Annotated in this window: 20 protein-coding genes; 4 read left to right on the top strand and 16 right to left on the bottom strand. The window is 70.6% G+C overall.

Features of this window, described 5'->3' with window-relative positions; translation table 11 throughout:
- Nucleotides 1–3 precede the first annotated feature (3 nt).
- Entirely contained in the window at nucleotides 4–2307 is a 2304-nt protein-coding gene (locus ASE44_RS11490; protein WP_056779887.1) for an FdhF/YdeP family oxidoreductase, read from the bottom strand.
- Nucleotides 2304–3197: a formate dehydrogenase accessory sulfurtransferase FdhD gene (gene fdhD / locus ASE44_RS11485; protein ID WP_056779883.1), complete on the bottom strand. Its 894-nt coding sequence runs from the start codon at nucleotides 3195–3197 to the stop codon at nucleotides 2304–2306. The genes ASE44_RS11490 and fdhD overlap by 4 nt, the downstream gene beginning before the upstream one ends.
- Before the next feature lie 93 nt (nucleotides 3198–3290).
- Between fdhD and ASE44_RS11480 the strand changes: the two genes are divergently transcribed.
- Genes ASE44_RS11480 through ASE44_RS11470 form a run of 3 tightly spaced genes read left to right on the top strand, consistent with a single transcriptional unit; the run spans nucleotide 3291 to nucleotide 5597 of the window.
- Nucleotides 3291–4049, top strand: coding sequence for a molybdenum cofactor guanylyltransferase (locus tag ASE44_RS11480; RefSeq protein ID WP_056779879.1), 759 nt, complete (start codon nucleotides 3291–3293; stop codon nucleotides 4047–4049).
- Nucleotides 4039–4347 (top strand): DUF6457 domain-containing protein, encoded by a 309-nt coding sequence (locus tag ASE44_RS11475; RefSeq protein ID WP_056779876.1) that lies wholly within the window; start codon nucleotides 4039–4041, stop codon nucleotides 4345–4347. The genes ASE44_RS11480 and ASE44_RS11475 overlap by 11 nt, the downstream gene beginning before the upstream one ends.
- On the top strand, nucleotides 4344–5597 hold the full coding sequence (locus tag ASE44_RS11470) for a molybdopterin molybdotransferase MoeA (RefSeq protein ID WP_056779875.1): 1254 nt from the start codon (nucleotides 4344–4346) through the stop codon (nucleotides 5595–5597). The genes ASE44_RS11475 and ASE44_RS11470 overlap by 4 nt, the downstream gene beginning before the upstream one ends.
- A 42-nt stretch (nucleotides 5598–5639) precedes the next feature.
- Here ASE44_RS11470 and ASE44_RS11465 read toward each other — a convergent pair whose 3' ends face one another.
- The 11 genes from ASE44_RS11465 to ASE44_RS11420 all read right to left on the bottom strand — a co-directional run bounded on the left by ASE44_RS11465 (nucleotide 5640) and on the right by ASE44_RS11420 (nucleotide 15993).
- Nucleotides 5640–6461: an HAD family hydrolase gene (locus ASE44_RS11465; RefSeq protein ID WP_056779872.1), complete on the bottom strand. Its 822-nt coding sequence runs from the start codon at nucleotides 6459–6461 to the stop codon at nucleotides 5640–5642.
- Nucleotides 6458–7612 (bottom strand): cysteine protease StiP family protein, encoded by a 1155-nt coding sequence (locus tag ASE44_RS18555; RefSeq protein WP_162235751.1) that lies wholly within the window; start codon nucleotides 7610–7612, stop codon nucleotides 6458–6460. Before ASE44_RS18555 ends, ASE44_RS11465 begins: the two co-directional genes overlap by 4 nt.
- Nucleotides 7609–9000 (bottom strand): phosphoribosyltransferase domain-containing protein, encoded by a 1392-nt coding sequence (locus tag ASE44_RS18550; RefSeq protein WP_162235750.1) that lies wholly within the window; start codon nucleotides 8998–9000, stop codon nucleotides 7609–7611. The genes ASE44_RS18555 and ASE44_RS18550 overlap by 4 nt, the downstream gene beginning before the upstream one ends.
- Nucleotides 8997–10190 carry an HpcH/HpaI aldolase/citrate lyase family protein gene (locus ASE44_RS11455; protein ID WP_056779870.1) on the bottom strand — a complete coding sequence of 398 codons (1194 nt, stop codon included), beginning with the start codon at nucleotides 10188–10190 and terminating at the stop codon, nucleotides 8997–8999. Before ASE44_RS11455 ends, ASE44_RS18550 begins: the two co-directional genes overlap by 4 nt.
- 2 nt (nucleotides 10191–10192) lie before the next feature.
- A complete protein-coding gene (locus ASE44_RS11450) occupies nucleotides 10193–11026 on the bottom strand; it encodes a hypothetical protein (RefSeq protein WP_056779867.1) in 834 nt (277 codons plus the stop codon).
- Nucleotides 11027–11029: 3 nt separating this feature from the next.
- Entirely contained in the window at nucleotides 11030–11581 is a 552-nt protein-coding gene (locus ASE44_RS11445; protein ID WP_056009620.1) for a TerD family protein, read from the bottom strand.
- Nucleotides 11581–12096: a hypothetical protein gene (locus ASE44_RS11440; RefSeq protein WP_056009617.1), complete on the bottom strand. Its 516-nt coding sequence runs from the start codon at nucleotides 12094–12096 to the stop codon at nucleotides 11581–11583. Before ASE44_RS11440 ends, ASE44_RS11445 begins: the two co-directional genes overlap by 1 nt.
- A 48-nt stretch (nucleotides 12097–12144) precedes the next feature.
- Nucleotides 12145–13356 carry a toxic anion resistance protein gene (locus ASE44_RS11435; RefSeq protein WP_056009614.1) on the bottom strand — a complete coding sequence of 404 codons (1212 nt, stop codon included), beginning with the start codon at nucleotides 13354–13356 and terminating at the stop codon, nucleotides 12145–12147.
- Between the two features lie 53 nt (nucleotides 13357–13409).
- The gene (locus ASE44_RS11430) at nucleotides 13410–13988 is read right to left on the bottom strand and encodes a TerD family protein (protein WP_056779864.1); all 579 of its coding nucleotides are present in this window, start codon (nucleotides 13986–13988) and stop codon (nucleotides 13410–13412) included.
- Between the two features lie 61 nt (nucleotides 13989–14049).
- Nucleotides 14050–14640: a TerD family protein gene (locus tag ASE44_RS11425; RefSeq protein WP_056009608.1), complete on the bottom strand. Its 591-nt coding sequence runs from the start codon at nucleotides 14638–14640 to the stop codon at nucleotides 14050–14052.
- 129 nt (nucleotides 14641–14769) lie between these two features.
- Nucleotides 14770–15993, bottom strand: coding sequence for a TerC family protein (locus tag ASE44_RS11420; RefSeq protein ID WP_056779861.1), 1224 nt, complete (start codon nucleotides 15991–15993; stop codon nucleotides 14770–14772).
- 122 nt (nucleotides 15994–16115) lie between these two features.
- On the opposite strand from ASE44_RS11420, the gene ASE44_RS11415 reads away from it, so the two are divergent.
- Nucleotides 16116–16607 carry a MarR family winged helix-turn-helix transcriptional regulator gene (locus ASE44_RS11415; RefSeq protein ID WP_056009603.1) on the top strand — a complete coding sequence of 164 codons (492 nt, stop codon included), beginning with the start codon at nucleotides 16116–16118 and terminating at the stop codon, nucleotides 16605–16607.
- Between the two features lie 31 nt (nucleotides 16608–16638).
- On the opposite strand, the gene ASE44_RS11410 is transcribed toward ASE44_RS11415, so the two are convergent.
- The 3 genes from ASE44_RS11410 to ASE44_RS11400 all read right to left on the bottom strand — a co-directional run bounded on the left by ASE44_RS11410 (nucleotide 16639) and on the right by ASE44_RS11400 (nucleotide 20213).
- Entirely contained in the window at nucleotides 16639–18159 is a 1521-nt protein-coding gene (locus ASE44_RS11410) for a glycosyltransferase family 39 protein (RefSeq protein WP_056779859.1), read from the bottom strand.
- Nucleotides 18160–18269: 110 nt separating this feature from the next.
- On the bottom strand, nucleotides 18270–19265 hold the full coding sequence (locus ASE44_RS11405; protein WP_056779856.1) for an aldo/keto reductase: 996 nt from the start codon (nucleotides 19263–19265) through the stop codon (nucleotides 18270–18272).
- Nucleotides 19266–19325: 60 nt separating this feature from the next.
- Nucleotides 19326–20213, bottom strand: coding sequence for a helix-turn-helix transcriptional regulator (locus ASE44_RS11400; RefSeq protein WP_056009594.1), 888 nt, complete (start codon nucleotides 20211–20213; stop codon nucleotides 19326–19328).
- Between the last annotated feature and the right edge of the window lie 141 nt (nucleotides 20214–20354).

Raw genomic sequence — 20354 nt, 5'->3', positions numbered from 1 at the left:
CGGTCACGACAGCCGCGCGCCCGCCGGCTGCAGCCGCACCACGATGGCTTTCGAGACCGGGGTGTTGCTGCGGTCGGCCGTCGCGTCGAGCGGGACGAGGACGTTCGCCTCGGGGAAGTACGCCGCCGCGCACCCTCTGGCCGTCGGGTAGGAGACGGCCCGGAAGCCGAGGAGTTCCCGGTCCGGCTGCCCGGGCCACTCGCTGAAGACGTCGACCGTCTGGCCGTCCTCCAGCCCGAGCTCCGCGAGGTCGTCCGGGTTGACGAACACGACGTTGCGTCCCTGCTTGATCCCCCGGTACCGGTCGTTCAGGCTGTAGATCGTCGTGTTGAACTGGTCGTGCGACCGCAGCGTCTGCAGGAGCAGACGGCCCGGCGGGCAGCGGAGCGGTTCCAGCTCGTTCACCGTCAGGAGCGCACGACCCTCGGGGTTCGTGAAGGTCCGCGAGTCGCGGGGACCGTTCGGCAACACGAACCCGTCCTCACGACGGATCTGCTCGTTGTAGTCCTCGCACCCCGGGATGACCCGTCCGATGTGCTCCCGGATGGTGTCGTAGTCGTCCTCGAACGCCTGCCAGGCGATCCCGGAGTCCTCGCCGAGGGTCGCCCGCGCGAGTCGCGTGATGATCGCGACCTCGGAGAGCAGCCCGGGCGCTGCGGGTGGGATCCGTCCGTGCGAGGCGTGGACGGCGCAGACGGAGTCCTCGACGCTGACCATCTGCGGGCCGCTCGCCTGCAGGTCGATCTCGGTCCGTCCGAGGGTCGGCAGGATGATCGCCGCGTCGCCCGTGACCACGTGCGAGCGGTTGAGCTTCGTCGAGATCTGCACCGACATCCCGGTTCCGCGGATCGCCGCTTCGGCGGCGGCGGTGTCGGAGATCGCGGCGACGAAGTTGCCGCCGAGTGACACCCAGGTGCGGATCTCGCCGCGTTGCATGGCGCGGATCGCGTTCACGGCGTCGACCCCGTGCGCGCGCGGCATCGGCACACCGAACTCGTCCTCCATGGCGGTGAGGAAGGACTCCGGCATCTGCTCCCAAATGCCCATGGTCCGGTCGCCCTGCACGTTGCTGTGCCCGCGGATCGGCGAGGCGCCGGCACCGGGCTTGCCGATGTTGCCGCGGAGGAGGAGCAGGTTGATGATCTCCTTGATCCCGTTCACGGCGGCCTTGTGCTGCGTCAACCCCATGGCCCAGGTGACGATCGTCGCGTTCGAGTCGATGTACCGTTGCGCGAACTCGTCGATCTGCTCGCTCGTGAGCCCGGTCGCCTCGAGCACCTCCGCCTCGTCGAGCTCGGCCAGATGCGCCGTGAGCTCCTCGAGCCCGAGACAGTGCTCGGTGAGGAACGCGTGGTCGAGCACGGTTCCGGGTGCGGCTGCTTCGGCCGCCAGGACGCGCTTCGAGACGGCCTGCAGGAGCGCCATGTCGCCACCGAGCCGGATCTGCAGGAACTGGTCCGAGATGACGGTGCCCCGCCCGACCATGCCCCGCACCGTCTGTGGGTTCTTGTACCGTTCGAGCGCGGCCTCGGGAAGCGGATTGACGGAGACGATGGTCGCCCCGGCCCGCTTCGCGTCCTCGAGGGCCGTGAGCATGCGCGGGTGGTTCGTACCCGGGTTCTGGCCCATGACGACGATGAGGTCGGCCTGCTCGAAGTCGGCGTAGGAGATCGTGGACTTCCCGATGCCGATCACCTCGCCGAGCGCGGTGCCCGTGGACTCGTGGCACATGTTCGAGCAGTCCGGCAGGTTGTTGGTGCCGAACGCCCGCACGAACAGTTGGTAGGCGAACGCCGCCTCGTTGGACGCCCGTCCGCTCGTGTAGAACGCGGCCTGGTCCGGGGAGTCCTGCCCGCGCAGCTGTTCACCGACGAGCGCGAAGGCCTCGTCCCAGCTGACCGGCTGGTAGTGGTCGGAGCCCGCCGGCTTGTAGACCGGTTCCGAGAGTCGGCCCTGCATGCCGAGCCAGTACTCCGACTTGTCGGCGAGGTCGGTGAGCGAGTGCTCCGCCCAGAACGCGCTCGGGATGACGATCGGGGTCGCCTCCCAGATCACGGCCTTCGCCCCGTTCTCACAGAACTCCAGCTTCTTGCGGTCGTCGGGGTCGGGCCAGGCGCAGCTCATGCAGTCGAAGCCCCCGCGCTGGTTGATCGACGTCAGCAGCTCGGCGGTCCGCAGCGGCCCGAGCTGGCGGAGCGCCGGCTCCATCGAGTGCAGGATGCCGGGGAGTCCGACGGCCACGTGCTTCGGGTCGGAGACCTTGATCGCGGCGTCGGTGACGTCCTCGACGGGCGGCTCGGCGGTCATGCGCTGACCCCGTGCTCGACCACGCCGTGTTCGACGACCTCGTGGACGACCGCCGGGTCCGGCGACGCCAGTCGGTGCGCACCGCTGTAGACGACCATGGAGTCGCCGCGGAGGAACCCGACGAGCGTCATCCCGAGTTCGGTCGCCAACTCGGCCGCGAGCGACGACGGCGCGGAGACGGCGGCGAGCATCGGGATGCCGGCCATCGAAGCCTTCTGGGTGAGCTCGAAGCTCGCCCGACCGGACACCATGAGCACCATGGACCGCAGCGGGAGCAAGCCCTCCTTCGTCGCCCAACCGACCACCTTGTCGACCGCGTTGTGGCGACCGACGTCCTCCCGGAGCACGAGCATCTCGCCGGTCGTCGCGTCGAACAGGCCCGCCGCGTGCAGGCCGCCGGTCCGCTCGAACACCGCCTGCTGGGCGCGGAGGCGGTCGGGGAAGGTGATGAGGAGCGCCGGGTCGAGGCGGAAGTCGTCGTCCGCGACGGTGTACCGCGAACTCGTCCGGACGGCGTCGATGCTCGCCTTCCCGCAGAGCCCGCACGAACTCGTCGTGAAGAAGTTCCGCTCCAGGCTCGGGTCGGGGGCGGGGACGCCGGGAGCGAGGGCGACGTCGAGCACGTTGTAGGTGTTGACGCCCTCGTCGGTCGCACCGGCGCAGTACCGGGCGGTCCTGACCTCGTCGCCCCGAGCGACGACGCCTTCCGAGACGAGGAACCCGATGGCGAGGTCGACGTCGTGACCGGGCGTCCGCATGGTGATGGCGAGCGAACGGCCGCCGACGCGGATCTCGAGCGGCTCCTCGACGGCGAGGACGTCCTCGCGAGTGCGCGCGGGCTGTCCCACGGTGATCCGGGTGACGCGTCTACGCGCCGTGATGCGAGTCATGGCTCATGGCTATCACCACCTCCCGACGAGGGCAAGGTGCCTCACCGGATCCGCAGCCGCCGGTGAGGCTGACGAGCGGCCTAGGCTGGTGCCATGCCCGTCGACGCGATCATCCTCGCGGGAGGGCGGTCGTCCCGTCTCGGCGGGGTCGCGAAGGCCTCGCTGCTGCACGACGGACGGACGCTGCTCCAGCTCGCGATCGAGGCCGCACGCCTCACCGGCGGGGCGATCGTGGTCGTCGGACCCGATGCCGAGACCGCCGAGCCCGCCGCTGAGACGACCGAGCCCGTCCGATTCGTCCGCGAGCACCCCGCCTTCGGTGGTCCCGCCGCCGCCATCGCCGCGGGCTTGCACGCGCTCCGCGAGCCCCAGCCCACTCGAAACCTCCGGTCCCCGAGCGCACCTCTCCGGTCCCCGAGCTTGTCGAGGGGCGTCGCCGTCCTCGCTTGCGACATGCCTGGCGCGGCCCCGGCGCTCGCCGTCATCCTCAAGACCGCGGCGCTCGCGACCGCCCAGGAACCAGACGTCGACGGTTGGATCGCGGTCGACGCGGGTGGCCGCGACCAGCCGCTGCTCGGCGTGTACCGGAGCGACGCGCTCGAGCGTCGGGTGGCCGAGCTGCAGGCTGCACAGCCGAGCGGCGATCTCACGGGGGTCGCCGTGCGTCACCTCCTGTCCGGACTCGACCTCCGACGCGTCGCCGTCCCCGAGGGCGGCTCTGCCGACGTCGACACCTGGGCCGACGCGGCCGAGCTGGGCGTCGTCGCGAGCGATACGCCGACGACGCCGGCTCCGACGGATCCCGCGTCCACCACCACGTCCAGCACCCCGAGGAGTCCCCATGACCGATGACCTGCACGCCGTCCTCGCCGAATGGAGCGACCGGGTGTCCGAGGCGCTCGACCTCGGCGACGTCCCGGTCGACATCGACGCCGTCCTGGGGCTCGCCGGCACCGCAGCCCACGCGGTCCGTCGTCCTGCCGCACCGCTCACCACCTACCTCGTCGGCATCGCCGTCGGGAAGGCCGTCGCAGCCGGGGCCGACCCGACAGCCGTCGCGCAGGCGGCGACGGCGGCGGTCGAACGGCTGGCCGCCGCGGCGTCCGACGAACCCGACAGCGATACTCCCGACACCGGCGGCACGGCATGACGAGGTCGTCGTGGTCGGACGCCCGCCGCATCGCCCACGCGGCCGGGGTCGAGCAGCGATCGCAGGTCGTCGACAGCGTCGAGCTCATCACCGCGCTCGGCCACGTCCTCGCCGCGCCACTCGTGTCGCCCATCGCGATCCCGCACTACGCCTCCTCGGCGATGGACGGGTGGGCCGTCGCCGGCGCAGGGCCCTGGGAGCTGGTCCGTGGGGCCGCCGCCGACCGAGCGCGCTCGGTCGGCCTGGAGGTCGGCACCGCGGTCGAGGTCCTGACCGGCGGGCTCATCCCGACCGGTGCCGTCGCCGTCCTGCAGCGGGAACACGGCGTCGTGGAGGAGACTGCCGACGCGCTCCGACTCGGTCTCTCCCCGCAGGCTCCGCGCGACGAACCGGCAGCGGGGCGCCACATCCGGAACGCCGGGACGGAATCACCGGCGGGGACGATCCTGCTGGACCAGGGCACCCGGCTCGGGCCCGTGCACCTCGCGGTCGCGGCCGGCGGCGGTTTCGACCGGGTGCCGGTGGTGCCGCGGCCGAAGGTCCGACTCGTCCTCACCGGTGACGAGGTCGTGACGAGCGGGGTGCCCGGCGCAGGGTTCGTGCGCGACAGTTTCGGCCCGTCGCTGCCGGGGGTGATCGCGTCGCTCGGCGGCGTCGTCACCTCGAGTGTCCGGGTGCGCGACGACGCCTCCGCGACGGCCGAGGCGCTCGGCACCACGACGCTCGGCACCACCGCGCTCACCGAGCCACCCGCCCGTCGGGCAGGCGAGGTCATCGTCACCACCGGTGGGACGGGCGGCTCGCGAGCCGACCACGTCCGCGCCCTCCTGCGTGATGCGGGAGCGGAGTTCCTCGTCGACGGTGTCGAGGTGCGCCCCGGCGGTCCGGCACTGCTCGCAAGGCTGCCGGACGGCCGGCTCGTCGTCGGCTTGCCGGGCAATCCGCTCGCGGCGTTGCTCAGCGTCCTCACCCTGGTGCAGCCGCTGCTCGCCGGCCAGCAGGGGCTCGGGCTGCCGCCCCTCCGGCCAGTGGTGCTCGCGTCTCCCGTCGACCCGACCCGCTCCGAGACGGTGCTGCGTCCGTACCGGGCGGTGCTCGACGCCGACTCGGCGGCCGTCACCGCAGAGCCGTCACCGTGGCACGGAGCCGCCATGCTCCGTGGCCTGGCCGACGCCGACGGCGTGCTCGTGCACCCGGGCACCGGTGCGGCGGCGGGCACGGTGGTGCCGTCCCTCGACCTGCCCTGGTAGCGGCAGGCCGGGCCAGAGATCGGCGGTCAGCGGATCAGCGGATCAGCGGATCGCTCGTCCGCCCTGCGCCGCGGCCGTCATGAGCCGGAGCAGCTCCTCGCCGGCGAGGATGCCACGTCGCCCGGTGACGGTGAGGGTGTCGAGCGCGAACCCCTCGTCGTCGAGTTCGCCATGGGCCGGCCGGAACGCGAGGTCGGCGGTCTCGAGCATCGACTGGTCGAGGAGGGAGTCTCCGGCGGCGAGGACGAGCGGGCCGTCGAGTCGGCGCGCGACCTCGCTGACGGCGTCGTGCTTCGTGAGCGTCCGCGGCACGCAGTAGAGCTTGCGCCCCTGCAGGGACACCGTCCACCCGAGTCGCTCGCACTCCTGCTCGACCTGCTCCAACCAGCCTGCGGGGATCGCGTCGCGTTCGACGATCGAGTAGAAGAACAACGCGTCCGCGACGTTCGTCTTGTGGATCCACGTCGGCGACGCCAGCTCCTCGAATCGCGCGAGCGCCTCGTCGAGTGGTGCGGTGTGGTCGGTGAGGTGCGTCCGCACGCGCTCACGCCAGTCGGCGTCGGGGACCCCGTCGACGAGGATCTCGCCACCGTTGCTCGTGATCGCGTAATCAGGGGCGCCGCCCGGCAACTGCACCCGCTGGTACTGCGCCACGGTCCTGGTCGTGACCGGCATGAACACGGCCTGCGTCCGCAGCTCGATCAGCAGACGCTCCGATTCGCGCGTCATGAACGAGATCGGGACGCCGTTCCAGAGTTCCGAGACGACGATCGACGGCGCCTCCGGGTCCGGGGTCTCGAGCCAGAACGCCTTCGGCGAGTAGATGAGGGTGCGGTCGAGGTCGCAGGCGACGAGCGCGCTCACTGGGCGTCTCCGGCGGCGGCGTCGCTCAGCGGGTTGATGAGCCCGACGCAGCTGTAGGGCAGGCCGGGCACGACCTCGACCGGCACCCCGCGTTGTTCGGCGAGGAGGAGTACGTGCGCCACGTCGTCGAGGGCGTCGGGCGACACGAGCACCTTCCACGGCACCCGGCGGAGGAGGACGCGCGTGGTCTCGCCGACGCCAGGCTTCACCAGGTTGACGCTCGGGATGTCGTACTGCTCGCGGATGCGCTCGACGGCGGCCCACCCGATCCAACTCGGCTCACGGTCGGCCGTGGAGGCCTCCTGCACGCCGGCGGCGACATCGTCGAGCACCTCGGAGAAGCGGCCCGACACGGCGTCGAGGAAGGCTCCGGAGACGTCGTGGCTGCTCAACTCCCGGTAGAACTTGGCGCCGTGGAACTGGTCGTCGGAGAGGAGCTCGCGGTTGTAGACGGTGCGTGAGACGAGCCCGGAGACGGTGGAGTTCAGGCAGGCCGAAGGGATGAGGTAGTCGTCGCGGGTGCCGTACACGGGGACGCAGTGGCCCGGGTCGGCGAGGACCGCCAGCTCGTCGGAGAATCGGACACCGTCGGTCTGGGCGAACAGCTCCAGCGCCTCCGTGAGTTCACGTGCGATGGCGCCCTTGCCGGTCCAGCCGTCGATGAAGGCGATCTGCTCGGGGTCGTGGTGGGCGGCGAGGTACCGCAGCGCCGTCCCGTCGACCCCGACGCCGCGGACGATGCTCATCGTGTAGTGCGGGGCGTCGATCCCGCGGACCTCCTTCGCCCAGCGGCGCATGAGGATGCCGATGGGCGTGCCGGCGCGGGCGAGCGACACGAGCACGGGCCGGTTCGCGCGGGACGCCAGGACGAGGTCCGTGACGACGCCGACGGCCACGGCGAGCCGACGGCTCGACCGCACGAGGGCGTCCCGGTACAGCTCCTCGTACTCGGGCGAGGGCAGGTACTCGATGGGCAGGGACTCGGCGTAGTGCGCGCGGCCGCTCTGGATCGCGGCCTCGCGTTCGGACGCGTCGGCTTCGAGGCGGGTGTCGCCGAGGTCGGTGAGGAGCCACTGCACCTCGCTCGCGTCGTACGACCCGAAGTCGGGGCCGGTGAGCGGCTCGGGCAGGGCGGCGGCGTCGATGGTCACGGTGCGGGGTTCCATTCGGCTGGGGTGGGGACGGATTCGGCGAGCAGGACGAGGAGGACGACGTCGGTGACGGTCCGGAGCGCCTCGACGACGCCGCCGGGTTCGAGCAGCAGCTCGCGGTCGGCGCCCGGTTCGGGGAACAGGACCACCGCCGCGAAGCGGGATCCGCCGCGCGAGAGGTTGTAGGCGAACCGGGGGCCACGGCCGTCGATGGTGCGGTCGTGGCTCGTGAAGGACACGGCGCTCGCGACGGCGTAGTCATCGCGGTCGATCACCGCGATGGGCGACCGCGTGGTGGTCGAGAAGCGGGTGGCCCCGCGAGCCTCGTCGAGCTGGTCGGCGACCACGAGCGGAACAGCGATGAACTCCTCGGAGCCGAGGACGAGGACCTCGCCGGCGGGGAGTGACGGCAGGACCCGTTCGGCGACCGCCCGGATCGCCGCCTCGTCGAACCGGCCGGCGGTGCCGAACCGGGCGCTCCGCACCGGCGGGAGGTCGGTGGCGTCGACGAGGTCGACCACCCCGGCGGCCCGGTCAGCGACGGCGGCCGGCGGTGCTGCGTCGATGACCTGTCGCGCGAGCGAGAGCACGTCGTGGGGGAGGTCGACGGCACCCGCGCCGAGCGCCACCACGGAGATCGTCGTGCCGAGTCGGGCGGCGAGCTCGTCGAACGCCCGCCGGTCCTCCTCGGATCGGAGGTCGATCAGGGCGGCGACGACCCACCGGGACTGCGGGGTGGTGGCGTGGAGCGCGGTGATGGTGTTCCGGACCGTTCGGCCGGTGCTCAGCTCGTCGTCCACGAGCACCGTCGTCCCGCCGGCGGTGGCCCAGTCGGGATCGCTCGGGTACAGCCGGTGGTCGCTCGCGTGGGAGTGCTCCTCCTCGAAGGGTGTGAAGGGGGCGTCCTCCTCGTGGCGCGTCGAGTGGAGGTAGGGCGAGCGGAGGGCGTCGGCGACGACGTGGCCGAGCCCGGTGGCCGTCTCGGCGTATCCGATGGTGACGAGCTCGGAGCCTGGCTCCGGCGCCGCGTCGCGGAGGCCGGCCAGCTGCTGTCGGACGGTGCGGAGCTCGGCGAGCCCGGCTGCGTCCGGTCGGCCGCGACGGGCGAGGAGCCGCGCGACCGTCTCGAAGGGGGCCGGGTCCGGTTCGGTGCCGTCGAGCGCGCACCGGACGAGGAGGCCGAGGAGCTCACCCGCCGCGAGGGCGAGCGCCGGCACCGTCGGGACGTGTTTGGCGAGCACCGTCGAGACGAGCAGCTGCGCGCGCTTCGGGTTGTCGCGGAGGGCCAGCCCGACGAGGTCCTCCACGGGGATCAGGCTCCGGGCCTCGTCCGAGCGCAGGCGGATGCCCACGGCCTCGCTGACGAAGCCGCCCGTCCAGACCGTCACCGCATGCTCGTCTCGAGGAGGTCGACGAAGGTCGTCTCCTCCGCCGCCACCCCGAAGGCCTCGGCGCGCAGCAGGGTCTTCCGCGCCCACGCCTGGTGCGGTTTCATCTCGTTCATCTTGTTCCGGTACGGCGAGGCGTTCGCCCCGCCGCCGACGTCGCCCACCACGGACAGCGCGTCGACGTACTCCTCGTGGCTCACGACCGACATCGCGTGGACGACCGGCACGTGGCTCGGGTGGATGACCGTCTTGCCGAGTAAGCCGTTCGCCTGGTCGAGGGCGATCTCGCGGATGAGACCGTCGAGGCCCTTCAGCAGTAGCTTCTGCCGCAGCTGGGCCTCGTTGGCGTCCTGGAACGGGGTCATGCGCAACTGCGGGCGCATGAGGCGCTCTGCCGTCTGGAAGTGCTCCCACACGGTTCCGGTGATGACGAAGTCGTCGCCCGGGCGACCGAAGACGTTGACGACGTCGGCGATGACCGAGGAGACGAGCTTCACGTCGTACACGGTGAGGTCGCGGGAGCGCCGGAGTGAGAAGGCGCTCGAGAGGTCGGTGGCGCCGATCCGGACGGCGAGCACGTCCTCGCGGTGGGCCTTCGTGACGTCGACGATGCCGGAGAGCGTGTCGTCGCGGGTCTCGCGGTGGATCATCCGCGGCGATTCGAGGATCGGCATGACGCGGAGTCGTCGAGCGCCGTTCGAGCCGTCCTGGCCGTATTCGCGCTGCACCCGGCCGAGTGCCTCGAAGAAGCGGTCGGCCACCCCGTCGCTGTTCTCGTACTTGGGGATGACGAAGCCGCTCAGCAGGTCGAGGCCGGGACCGAGCATGCCGGCGACCCGCTCGAGCTGCTCCGGCGTGCGGACGCGGATGAAGAGCAGCGGCAGCACGAGGCGCTTGGACCCCGCACGCTTGGCGGCGAGCTGCTGCATCGCTTCCGCGACGTTCGTCTCGGCGACCTCGACCGCGTCGTCGGGGACCGAGTCCTCGAGGCACAGGACCATGCTCAGGCAGCCGTGTTTCGCCTGCTTCACGACGTCCTTCGCCAGGGTGGTGCGCGTGCCAGGGCTGTACAGCGTGGCGCCCAGCGCGGCGGCGAGATGCTCGGGAGGTGAGTCGATGCTGATGGGCTCGGGGAGCTTGTGGAACAGTTTCGCGGCGCGCTTGTCGTCCACGTAGCTGAAGTGGCGCATGGTCATCGTCTCCGGGGTTCGCGGCCGACGACGTACGGCGTCGGCTCGAAGCCGAACTGCCGGACAAGCGTCTTGAGGGGGATGTCTGCTGGAAGTGGTTCGAGGCGCAGCTCGAGACGGGAGCCGATGCGGAGCAGGGAGACGACCGGCACGCCGCCCGCCTCGTCGGCGGCGGCGAAGTTCTCGTCGTCGAAGAGTTGCACCGTGAGCGGCTGTCCCGCCGTTCCGACGAACAGCGCGCGTCGGATGAGGTGCACGTGGCGGAGCGCGAGGATCGCGTCGCCGCCGTCGAAGCCCAGGAGCGGTCGGTTGCCGGGCGTGGTCACCGGTGTCCCGTCGGCTCCGCCGTCGGCCGAAGCGACACCCGTGACGCGGTCGACGGTCTCCCACACGATCGCCGTCGCACCGCCGACGATGAGGCTGCCGATCGCCGACTGCCGTGGGTCCAACCGCACGAGCGGGGTCTCGTCGTCGAGGACGCGGACCTCCTCCGCGGTCGGTGCGGGGAACGGCTGCGGGGTGCTCGGCGCTGCGGGGGCCGCAGGGCGTGCCGACGGTGTGGCCGGAGCGGGTGACGAGCCGCCGCCGAGCGTGAGCCCGGTCGACGGCGCGGACGGCTGCGTCGGGGCCGGGGCCGCCGGCGCCGGTACCGTCGCCGCAGGGCTCGACGGCCCGCCGAGTGTGAGTCCGGTCGACGGCGCTGCGGCTGCGGTGGGAGGCGCGGTCGGTGCGCTCGCCTGCGCCACCGGCGCAGCCACGACGGGCTCAGGCCGCGGCTTCACCCGACGGCGGAGGTAGTCGATGTCCCGTCGCACCGGGGAGGTGTTGAGCGGCACGGCTCAGAGGTCGATTCGGAAGTCGCGCGCGACACCGGCGAGCCCGCCGGCGTAGCCCTGGCCGAGGGCGCGGAACTTCCAGTCGTCGCGGTGCCGGTACAGCTCGGCGAGCAGCAGCGCCTGGCTGGAGCGCACCTCCGACATCGGGATGTCGAAACGCACGAGCTCGCGGTCGTCGGCGGTCGCGACGCGCACGAAGGCGGAGCGGACGGGGGAGAAGTCCCCGGGCCCCCGGACGTCGGGGTCGATGTACAGCAGGAACGCGATCTTCGTGACCGCGTCCGGCACGCGGGACAGGTCGACGTCGATCTCCTCGTCGTCGGCCTCGGATGCGAAGGTGACCGCACCGTCCTGGCTCTCGACCTGGTTGAAGAACACGAGGTGGTCGTCGGAGAGCGCCTTGCCGTCGTCGCCGCACATGATCGCCAGCGGCACGGGTTCACTCTGCGGGCCGCGGCTCGCGATGACGTCCCAACCGAAGCCGATGAGGAGCTTGTCGAGACCGGGGTTCTCAGCGGTCAGTGCGGCGTTCGCGCCCGCGACGAGCGAGGCCATCAGTGCCCGCCCAGCACGAGCCCGGCGTCGGGCTCCTGGAATTTGTCGGAGAGGAACCGGCCGTGGGTGGAGAGTTCGGCGATCGCGCCGATGCGGATCTGGTTGAGGAGGTCGCGGATGGTCTCCTCGATGAGCTCCAACTGCCGCGCGAAGACGATCGTGCTGCGGGAGTCGTCGCCGCGGTCCTCGGCGGGGAGGGCGAGGAACGAGCGCAGCGGCGTCGGCAGGTAGTCGGTGATCATCGCGTCGAGGAGCACCCGCTGCTCCGTCGAGGCGCCCTGCTCGGCGATCGTCGCGACCACGAGCCGCAGCTGGTCGTCGATCTGCCGCAGCTGCGAGGTGAGCAGCGTCGGGAGGTCGCGCCCCACGGAGCGCACCGAGTCACGGAGCTCGTCGAGGTGTCGGGCGGTCGCTTCGTCCTCCGTCTCGCCCACCGGTGCCGGTGCGGCGTCGACGACGCCCAGCGGATCGGTCCCACCGGTCCGCAGTGCGTTCAGCAATCGTCCGAATGCCATCTCTCGTCCCCCTCGTCCTCAGCGCCCTGACCTCGCAGCGAGCCGAGACTAGCGGAGTTCGCGCTGCTCAGCCTGACGGCTGCGCTCGAGGTACGGCTTCGCCTTCTCGAGGCCGGACTCCAGAGCGGTGACCGTGCCCTCCATGTTCTTCGCGGCTTCGGCACGGAAGGTGTCGATCGCGTCCATCGTCTGGAACACGTTGTCGAACGCGCGCTGCAGGGTGTCGACGCTGACGCCGGCGGTGGAGGCCTGCTGGTGGATCCGCGTCGTCTGGTCCTTCAGCATCTCGCTGGTCTGCAGGATCATGTTGTTCGTCGTGGTGTTGATCGCGTCGATCTGGTCGAGGACCATCTTCTGGTTCGCGAGCGCCTGGGCGACGATGACGGCGGTCCGCAGGGCGGCGATCGTCGTGGTGCGGGCCCGGTCGACACCCTTGATGAGTTCAAGGTTGTTCTTCCGGATGAGGTCCATCGCGAGGTAGCCCTGCACCGACACGGCCAGCTGCGTGAGGATGTCCTGGTGGCGCTGGCGCACGGGGAACAGGACGTCGGCCTCGAGCTTCTGCGCCTCCTCGACACGGCCGGCGGAGCGCGCCTGGTCGATCTTCTCGACACACGCGGCGTCGAGCGCCTTCGCGAAGACGGCGTACTCACTGAGCGCCTGCATCGTCTCCCACAGCTGGACCTTCTCGCCGGCGAGTGCGGCGTTGTCCTTGAGGAGCTCGTCCTGGCCGGCCATGAGCGACTTGATGATCTTGTCGAGCTGGGTCTGCGCGGACTCGTACTTCTGGAAGTACTTCGCGAGCTTGTTGCCACCCGGGATGAAGCCGAGGATCTTCCGGCCCACGCCGAGGTCGGCCTGGTTCGGCGTCAGGTCCTCGACGGTGCTGCGGAGGTCGCCGAGCGTCGTCGCGACCTTGATCTGCGCGCTGTCACCGGAACGCTTCGCGCCGGCCACCGAGGTCGAGGATCGTTCGAGCATGCGGGAGGAGTAGCCGCTGGACTGCACCATCTCCTTGCCGCCGATCTGGTTGATCCCCTCGATCTTCTGCGTGAACTCGGGGGACCGCGGGTCGAGCGTCGCCACCTCGGTCACGAAGGACCGCGCCTGCTGCTGGATCTCGGTCTGGCGTTCAGCGGGGACCGGGACCATGCCAGGTGCCTCTTCGGCCTGCACGACGTCCGGTGCGTCCGGTGCGTGCAGGACGAGGGAGGCTGCGGCCTGATCGTTGGCGTCCGGCGGAGTGAGTGGCGTGCTCATGGCTTCGACCTTGCTCTCGTGTGTGGCTGCTCGTGATGGGGTGCGTCGGGCGCTCAGCCGAGCTGGACGCCGAAGTCACCGGCGATGCCGGCGAGACCGGTGGTGTAGCCCTGGCCGAGGGCCTTGAACTTCCACTCGGATCCGTTGCGGTAGAGCTCGGAGAACAGCATGGCGGTCTCGGGGGCCGCGTCCTCGCTGAGGTCGAAGCGCACGATCTCCGTGCCGTCCTGGTCGACGACGCGGCAGTACGCGCCGCGCACCTGTCCGAAGTTCTGGCGACGCTCGTCGGCCTTGTCGATCGACACGGCGATGACCACGCGCTCGACGTCGGCCGCGACCGCGCTCAGGTCGACGGAGATCTGCTCGTCGTCGCCGGCACCGTCGCCCGTACGGTTGTCGCCGAGGTGCTTCACGGAGCCGTCCGCGGCCGCGGGCTGGTTGTAGAAGATGAAGTCCGCCGAGGAGCGCACCTTGCCGTCTGCTCCGATGAGCAGGGCCGAGGCGTCGAGGTCGAAGGCCTCACCGCTCGTGGTGCGCGGGTCCCAGCCGAGGCCGACCGTCGCGACCGTGAGGCCCGGGCTGGTCTTGGTGAGCGAGAGGTTGTTGCCCTTTTCGAGGCTGAGTCCTGCCATGGTGATCGCTTCTCCTTCGATGGAACACGCGCTGAGGCGCCGGGGACTGCTGGGGGTGGTGCTAGAGGACCTGGGCGGCGGGGCCGAGGAGGTCCATGACGGAGCGGCCGTTCGCGCGCTCGCCGATCGCCTTGAAGGCCCAGCCGTTGCCCTCGCGCGACACCTTCGAGATGATCATCGCGGTGTGCGGGCCGGAGTCGGTCAGCTGGTACCGGGCGACCTCGGGCGAGCCGGGGGTCGAGTCGTCGATGATGCGGCTGAACGCGTTCTGCACGGTGTCGAAGGTCTGGCGACTGTAGCTGCTGATCACGAAGACGATCTGCTGGACGGACGGGGCCACCTTCGAGAGGTCGACGAGGATCGTCTCGTCGTCGCCGTCGCCCGCACCCGTGAGGTTGTCGCCGGTGTGGGTGGCCGAGCCGTCCTTGCTGGCGAGCTGCTGGAACCAGATGGTGTCGAGCACCTTGCCGGTCGCGTCGAAGAAGATCGCCGAGGCGTCGAGGTCGATGTCGGGGGCGGAGGAGCGACCGAAGAGGCCGCGCTTCACCGGTGCGACGCCGTCCCAGCCGAGGCCCAGACGGATCCGCGTGAGTGCGCCACCGTCCTGCTTCGTCAGTGAGAGCGACTGGCCCTTTTCCAGACTCAGACCCATGGTTCCGTCTCCTAGATGCATCATCGTGTTGCGGGTGGTGAGGTGTCCGACGTGCGCCCCCGGCCGAAGCTGGGAGCGCACGTCAACGTTATCGGTTCAGCGAGGTGAACGCCCGGATTCCCGGTCCGTTCAGAGCAGACCGCGCGAATCGGAGCTATTCGCCTGCAGCTCGTGGGCCCGGGCGAGCAGCCGCTGGAGCTCCTCGTCGTCGGCCGCCTTCGCCTGGTGCTTGGGCTTCAGGTTCGCGAAGGACTTCTGGCGCTCGACCATGCGGGTGTAGCTCGTCTCGAGTTCGACCTCGTCCACGTGGTGTCCGTCCGGGATGTCCTCCGGGGAGTCGGCGTGGTCGACGATCTTCTTCGCCTGGGTGCGGGCGTCGCTGATGATCGTGTGCGCACGACCGGCCGGGCTGAGGAGCGAGGCGAGGACCGTGACGGTCAGGATGCCGATGATGACGATGAGCGACAGGCCCGTGCTGATCTCGAACACCGGGATGTGCTCGCCACCGTTGAGGAACGGCAGGGTGTTCTCGTGCAGCGCGTGCAGGACGAGCTTCACACCGATGAAGCCGAGGATCGCCGCCAGACCGTAGCTGAGGAAGATGAGGCGGTCGAGCAGGCCGTCGATGAGGAAGTAGAGCTGACGGAGGCCGAGCAGCGAGAACGCCGTCGCGGTGAAGACGATGTACGGGTTCTGCGTGAGGCCGAAGATCGCGGGGATCGAGTCGAGCGCGAAGAGCAGGTCGGTGCCGCCGATGGCGACCATGACGAGCAGCATCGGCGTGAGGACCTTCTTGCCGTTCTCGATGGTGACGAGCTTGTCGCCGTCGTAGCGGTCCGTGGTCTTGAAGAGACGCTTGGCGAGTCGGATGACGAAGTTGTTCGCGTCGTCGCTCTCCTCTTCCGGGCGGAGGAGCTTGATCGCCGTGAAGATGAGGAACGCACCGAAGATGTAGAACAGCCAGGACCAGGCGTTGACCGCGGCGGCACCGAGGAAGATGAAGCCGGTGCGAGCGATGAGGGCGAAGACGATGCCGAAGAGGAGCACCTTCTGCTGGTCGGCCCGCGGGACGCGGAAGCTCGACATGATGATGAGGAAGACGAAGAGGTTGTCGACCGACAGGGCCTTCTCCGTGATGTAGCCGGCGAAGTACTCGGATCCGAGCGTGCCACCGCCGAAGAAGAGGACGCCGAGGCCGAAGACGATGGCGATGCCGACGTAGAGGGCCGACCACTTCGCGGCTTCCGGCAGCGTCGGCTCGTGGGCCTTGCGCACGTGGAAGATGAAGTCGAAGGCGAGGAGGGCCAGAATGCCGACGATCGTCAGCAGCCAGACGTATCCGGGGATTTCCATGGGCTGTGTTCTCCGCAGCGCTCGAGGTGGGGGACAGTTGAGGGTTAGTTGGTGCTGTCCCACTATATAGTTGGTATGGTCCAACGAACACCCGAACGCCCGTATTCAGAAAGAATTCAGCTATGAGCGAGGATCTCGGCCCAGACGACGCCGGTGCGGTCATCGAAGCCTCGCTCGCGACGGTGTCGCGCTGGTCGAGCCGGGCCGACAACCGACGGACGCTGCACGACGCCGACGGCGCGGCACTCACGAGCACCGACGCCTGGCTCCTCGACTACGTGCTCTCGGCCGGGCCGATCCGCATGTCCGCCGTCGCCGGCTGGATGTCCGTCGACAAGTCGACCGCCACCGCCGAGGTCCGCCGCCTCGAGCAGGGCGGGCTCGTCGAGCGCGTGACCGACCCGAGCGACCGCCGCGCCGTCCTCGTGAGCGCCACCGAGGAGGGCCGGATCGCCCTCGACCGGCACCGGCAGGCGGCCCAGCAGGTCTACAACACGCTCGTCGGCAAGTGGAGCGAGCGCGACCGCACCGAACTCGCCCGGCTCCTGTCGCGGTTCGTCGACGAGTTCTCCTGGGTCAGCGACGCGGTGTCCCAGCACAACGCGAGTCGCTGACGCGGTCCGTCGACGCGGAGTCGCAGACGCGTCAGTCGCGCACCAGCTCGTACACCGTGCTGCGGTGCACCGGGAAGATCCGCTCGACCCGGTACCCGAGCGCTTCGAGGTCGGCGACGTCCGGGGCCGCGTCAGAGCCCTCCACCGCCCAGACCCGCGGGTGGCCGGCGAGCTCGTCGTGGAGGTCCGCCAACGGGGCGGCGAGGTCGGCCAGCTCGGGGCGCTCGCGGTAGCTCTCCACGAGCGCCACGTCGTCGAGGCCGGTGAACGCCGTCGGGTACAGGTCGATGGCGAGTCGGGACTGCCGCGAGGGCTTCACCGACTGGTCGAACACGACGGCGTCGCCCGGCGACGCGTGCGCCTGGACGACCTCGGCGGTCTGTCGGAGGTCGCTCCCGTCGTCCTTCGCGAACGGCCCGCGTTGCGTCACGAGGACCGGGACCGCGACGGCCATGACCAGGACGACGCCGACGGCGGTCGCCACGGCACGGTCCGCGCGCGCCGGGAGGAGCCCGACGAGCGTCCGGAGTCCGAGCGCCATCATGATCGCGACGGCCGGCACGCAGAAGGTGACGTAGCGCAGGTTGTACATCGGGGTCACGAGGGCGTTGCCGATGATGAGCAGGACGGTCGGGGCGAGTGCCCAGACGGCGACCATCGCGAGCCCTCGCCGCTCACCGACGGCGCGTCGCATCGTGAGGACGCCGATCGGGGCGAGGACGATGAGCGCCCAGGCGACGGCGGCGAAGACGGGTTCCTGGAACCACTGGCCGATGAACACCGACTCCGGGGTCGCGTAGTCGCGCCGCCCGAGGAACGCGATCTGCCCCCGCTGCGCGATCCCGGCGATCACGATGGGGACGCCGAGGAGCAGCGCCCCGGCGAGCGACCAGGCCCACGCCCGGACCACGGCGCGTCCGGGGCGCTGCAGGAGCATCCAGGCGGCGTGGACGATCAGGAGCATGGCGAGGTAGAGGAACAGGTACATCGAGGCGGCGCTCGCGACGGCGAACAACGCCCAGCTGCGGCGCGAGGTCGACCGGCGGCGGACGAGGGAGACGAACCACACCGTCAGCCAGACGACCGCCGCCATCCCCAGCGCGTACGAGCGCGTCTCCGCACCCATCCGCGTCACCTGCGGGATGACGGCGAAGAGCAGTCCGGCGGTGACGCCGACCGCCGGGGTGAAGAGTGACCGCGCGAGCACCACGACGCCGGCCGCCGCGAGGCCGACGCCGATCGCACTGGGGATCCTCGTGGCGGCTTCCGCGGTTCCGAAGGCGCCGGTCCAGAGGTGCAGGAACAGGTAGTAGAGCCCGTGCACGGCGTCGATGTGGCCGATCATCCCGAACATCACCGGGAGCGGACGCTCCGCTGCGAGGACGCTCGCCGCCTCATCGCCCCAGTACGACGGGGTGCCGATCCCGATGAGCGAGACGACCGTGGCGAACACGCCGACGAGCGGGGCGATCGCCCGGCCGGCGAGACGCGCGCGGAGCATGCCCCAGCGTTCCTGCGGGCGTCCTGTCGGCACGGTGATCGTCGCGGTCATGGCTTCTCCTCGGACGCGACCACCTGACGCGTCGGCCCATCGTCCGCCGCGCGGATGAACGGCAGCAGAGAGATCCCTGTGAGGGCGCCCGGCTCACCAGCGCAGCCGGATCAGCGGTTCGTCTGCGCCTCGAGCTCGTCCGGGTAGCGCCCGCCGACGATGTGGACCGAGTCGGATCGCTCGGTGAGCGCATGGAGGTCGGCCTCGCTCAGGGTGAGGTCGGCTGCACGGAGGTTCTCCTCGAGGCGGTGCGGTTTCGTCGTCCCCGGGATCGGGACGATCCACGGCTCGCGACCGAGGAGCCAGGCGAGCGCGACCTGCGCCGGGGTGGCGTCGAGTCCGCGGGCGAGTTCCGTGATGCCCTCCAGCAGCGCCAGGTTCTGCTGGAGCGCCTCCGGGGCGAAGCGGGGGATGCTGGCCCGCAGGTCGTTGCCCTCCTCGAACCCGGTCGTCGTGTCGATCGTGCCGGTGAGGAACCCCTTGCCGAGTGGGCTGAACGGGACGAAGCCGATGCCGAGTTCCGCACAGGCCGCGAGCACACCCTCTTCGGGGCGTCGCCACCACAGCGAGTACTCGGACTGGACCGCGGTGACCGGCTGCACGGCGTGCGCGCGCCGGATCGTCGACTCGGCTGCCTCGGAGAGGCCGTAGTGCTTGACCTTCCCGGCCGAGATCAGCTCGCGGACGGCCTCGGCGAACTCCTCGATGGGGTGCTCGGGGTTCACGCGGTGCTGGTAGTAGAGGTCGATCGTGTCGATGCCGAGGCGGTGGAGCGAGCCGTCGACGGCCGTCGCGACCTCGTCCGGGCGGAGCATGCGGCCCGTCGCCGCGTGGGTGTCGGGGTCGACGTGGTTCGCGAACTTGGTGGCGATGACGACCTGGTCCCGGACCGGGCGCAGTGCCTCGCCGACGAGTTCCTCGTTGCGGTGGGGTCCGTAGATCTCCGCGGTGTCGAAGAAGGTGACGCCGCGATCGACGGCCGAGCGGAGCAGGTCGATCATCGGGCCACGGTCGGGACGGCCGCTGTAGCCGCCGGTCATGCTCATGCAGCCGAGGCCGATGGCCGAGACCGTGAGGCCGCTGGTGCCGAGGGTGCGTGTGTGCATGGGGACTCCTGGGGTTCGGGGTGGTGCGTCGGGACGGAGGTGGGGTCGGTGGAGGTCTGGTCAGTGGGGGTCGGCCGGCGCGGTGGTCGTCGCGAGTGCCCGGGTGGCCGCCCAGCTGGCGAGGAGGGTGAGGGCCTCCTCCGTGGGGGTGCCGGGTTCCGCGGCGTAGATCATCAGGCTGAGGCCGGGGTCCTCGCGGAGTTCGGCCGCCTCGAAGACGAGGTCGACCTCGCCGACGACGGGGTGGATGAAGTGTTTGCGGCCCGTGGTGTGTCGGCGCACATCGTGCATGCCCCACTTGCGGCGGAACGCCTCGCTGCGGGTCGAGAGCTCGCCGACGAGGTCGTGGAGGCCCTTGTCGTGCGGGTCGCGTCCCGCCTCGCCGCGGAGGATCGCGACGGTCGCGTCCGCCGCCGCGTCCCAGTCCGGATAGAAGCGGTCGGCGTGCGGGCGGTCGAGGAAGCAGAAGCGGGCGAGGTTCGGGGGACGGTCGGATCCGTCGAACAGGTCCACGTACATCGCCCGGCCGAGTGCGTTCGCCGCGAGGATGTCCATCCGGCCGTTCCGGATGATCGCGCAGCCGGCGGTGATGGAGTCGATGATCACCTGCAGCCCCGGACGCACCGTCGGTGTGCGGGACGGCTTGGTGGGGCGTCGGGTGGAGACCGGCCCGGCGGCCCGGGCGAGGGCGAACAGGTGCTCGCGTTCGGCGTCGTCCAGGACGAGTGCCGTCGCGATGGCGTGCAGGACACTCTCGGAGGCACCGCGCAGGTCACCGCGTTCGAGTCGCGAGTAGTACTCCACGCTCATCCCGGCGAGGAGGGCGACCTCAGCCCGACGCAGCCCCGGGACCCGACGGTTGGGGCCTGCCGGGAGCTCGACCTGCTCGGGGCGGATGCGTGCTCGACGAGTGACGAGGAACTCGCGAACGTCCTCTCGGTTGTCCATGCCGACGAGCCTAGACACGTCCCGACCGGCGAGGGAGGCCCTGCCGAAACACCCTTCAGCGGGGTGCCCGGGTGGGGAGTTGTCCCCATCGCGCCGACGAGCAGGGGCGGACAGACTGCAGGAGTCCGCTGTCGAAAGGAA

The sequence above is a fragment of the Plantibacter sp. Leaf1 genome (genome assembly GCF_001421315.1).
In the GTDB taxonomy this organism is placed as follows: domain Bacteria; phylum Actinomycetota; class Actinomycetes; order Actinomycetales; family Microbacteriaceae; genus Plantibacter.
Note: the sequence above shows the minus strand (reverse complement) of the source record. Positions and strands in the feature narration are given on the sequence as shown.

Coding starts and splice junctions, on each gene's coding strand:
- ASE44_RS11490 (WP_056779887.1), bottom strand. CDS start 2,307: ATGACCGCCGAGCCGCCCGTCGAGGACGTCACCGACGCCGCGATCAAG.
- fdhD (WP_056779883.1), bottom strand. CDS start 3,197: ATGACTCGCATCACGGCGCGTAGACGCGTCACCCGGATCACCGTGGGA.
- ASE44_RS11480 (WP_056779879.1), top strand. CDS start 3,291: ATGCCCGTCGACGCGATCATCCTCGCGGGAGGGCGGTCGTCCCGTCTC.
- ASE44_RS11475 (WP_056779876.1), top strand. CDS start 4,039: ATGACCGATGACCTGCACGCCGTCCTCGCCGAATGGAGCGACCGGGTG.
- ASE44_RS11470 (WP_056779875.1), top strand. CDS start 4,344: ATGACGAGGTCGTCGTGGTCGGACGCCCGCCGCATCGCCCACGCGGCC.
- ASE44_RS11455 (WP_056779870.1), bottom strand. CDS start 10,190: ATGCGCCACTTCAGCTACGTGGACGACAAGCGCGCCGCGAAACTGTTC.
- ASE44_RS11445 (WP_056009620.1), bottom strand. CDS start 11,581: ATGGCCTCGCTCGTCGCGGGCGCGAACGCCGCACTGACCGCTGAGAAC.
- ASE44_RS11440 (WP_056009617.1), bottom strand. CDS start 12,096: ATGGCATTCGGACGATTGCTGAACGCACTGCGGACCGGTGGGACCGAT.
- ASE44_RS11435 (WP_056009614.1), bottom strand. CDS start 13,356: ATGAGCACGCCACTCACTCCGCCGGACGCCAACGATCAGGCCGCAGCC.
- ASE44_RS11430 (WP_056779864.1), bottom strand. CDS start 13,988: ATGGCAGGACTCAGCCTCGAAAAGGGCAACAACCTCTCGCTCACCAAG.
- ASE44_RS11425 (WP_056009608.1), bottom strand. CDS start 14,640: ATGGGTCTGAGTCTGGAAAAGGGCCAGTCGCTCTCACTGACGAAGCAG.
- ASE44_RS11420 (WP_056779861.1), bottom strand. CDS start 15,993: ATGGAAATCCCCGGATACGTCTGGCTGCTGACGATCGTCGGCATTCTG.
- ASE44_RS11415 (WP_056009603.1), top strand. CDS start 16,116: ATGAGCGAGGATCTCGGCCCAGACGACGCCGGTGCGGTCATCGAAGCC.
- ASE44_RS11410 (WP_056779859.1), bottom strand. CDS start 18,159: ATGACCGCGACGATCACCGTGCCGACAGGACGCCCGCAGGAACGCTGG.
- ASE44_RS11405 (WP_056779856.1), bottom strand. CDS start 19,265: ATGCACACACGCACCCTCGGCACCAGCGGCCTCACGGTCTCGGCCATC.
- ASE44_RS11400 (WP_056009594.1), bottom strand. CDS start 20,213: ATGGACAACCGAGAGGACGTTCGCGAGTTCCTCGTCACTCGTCGAGCA.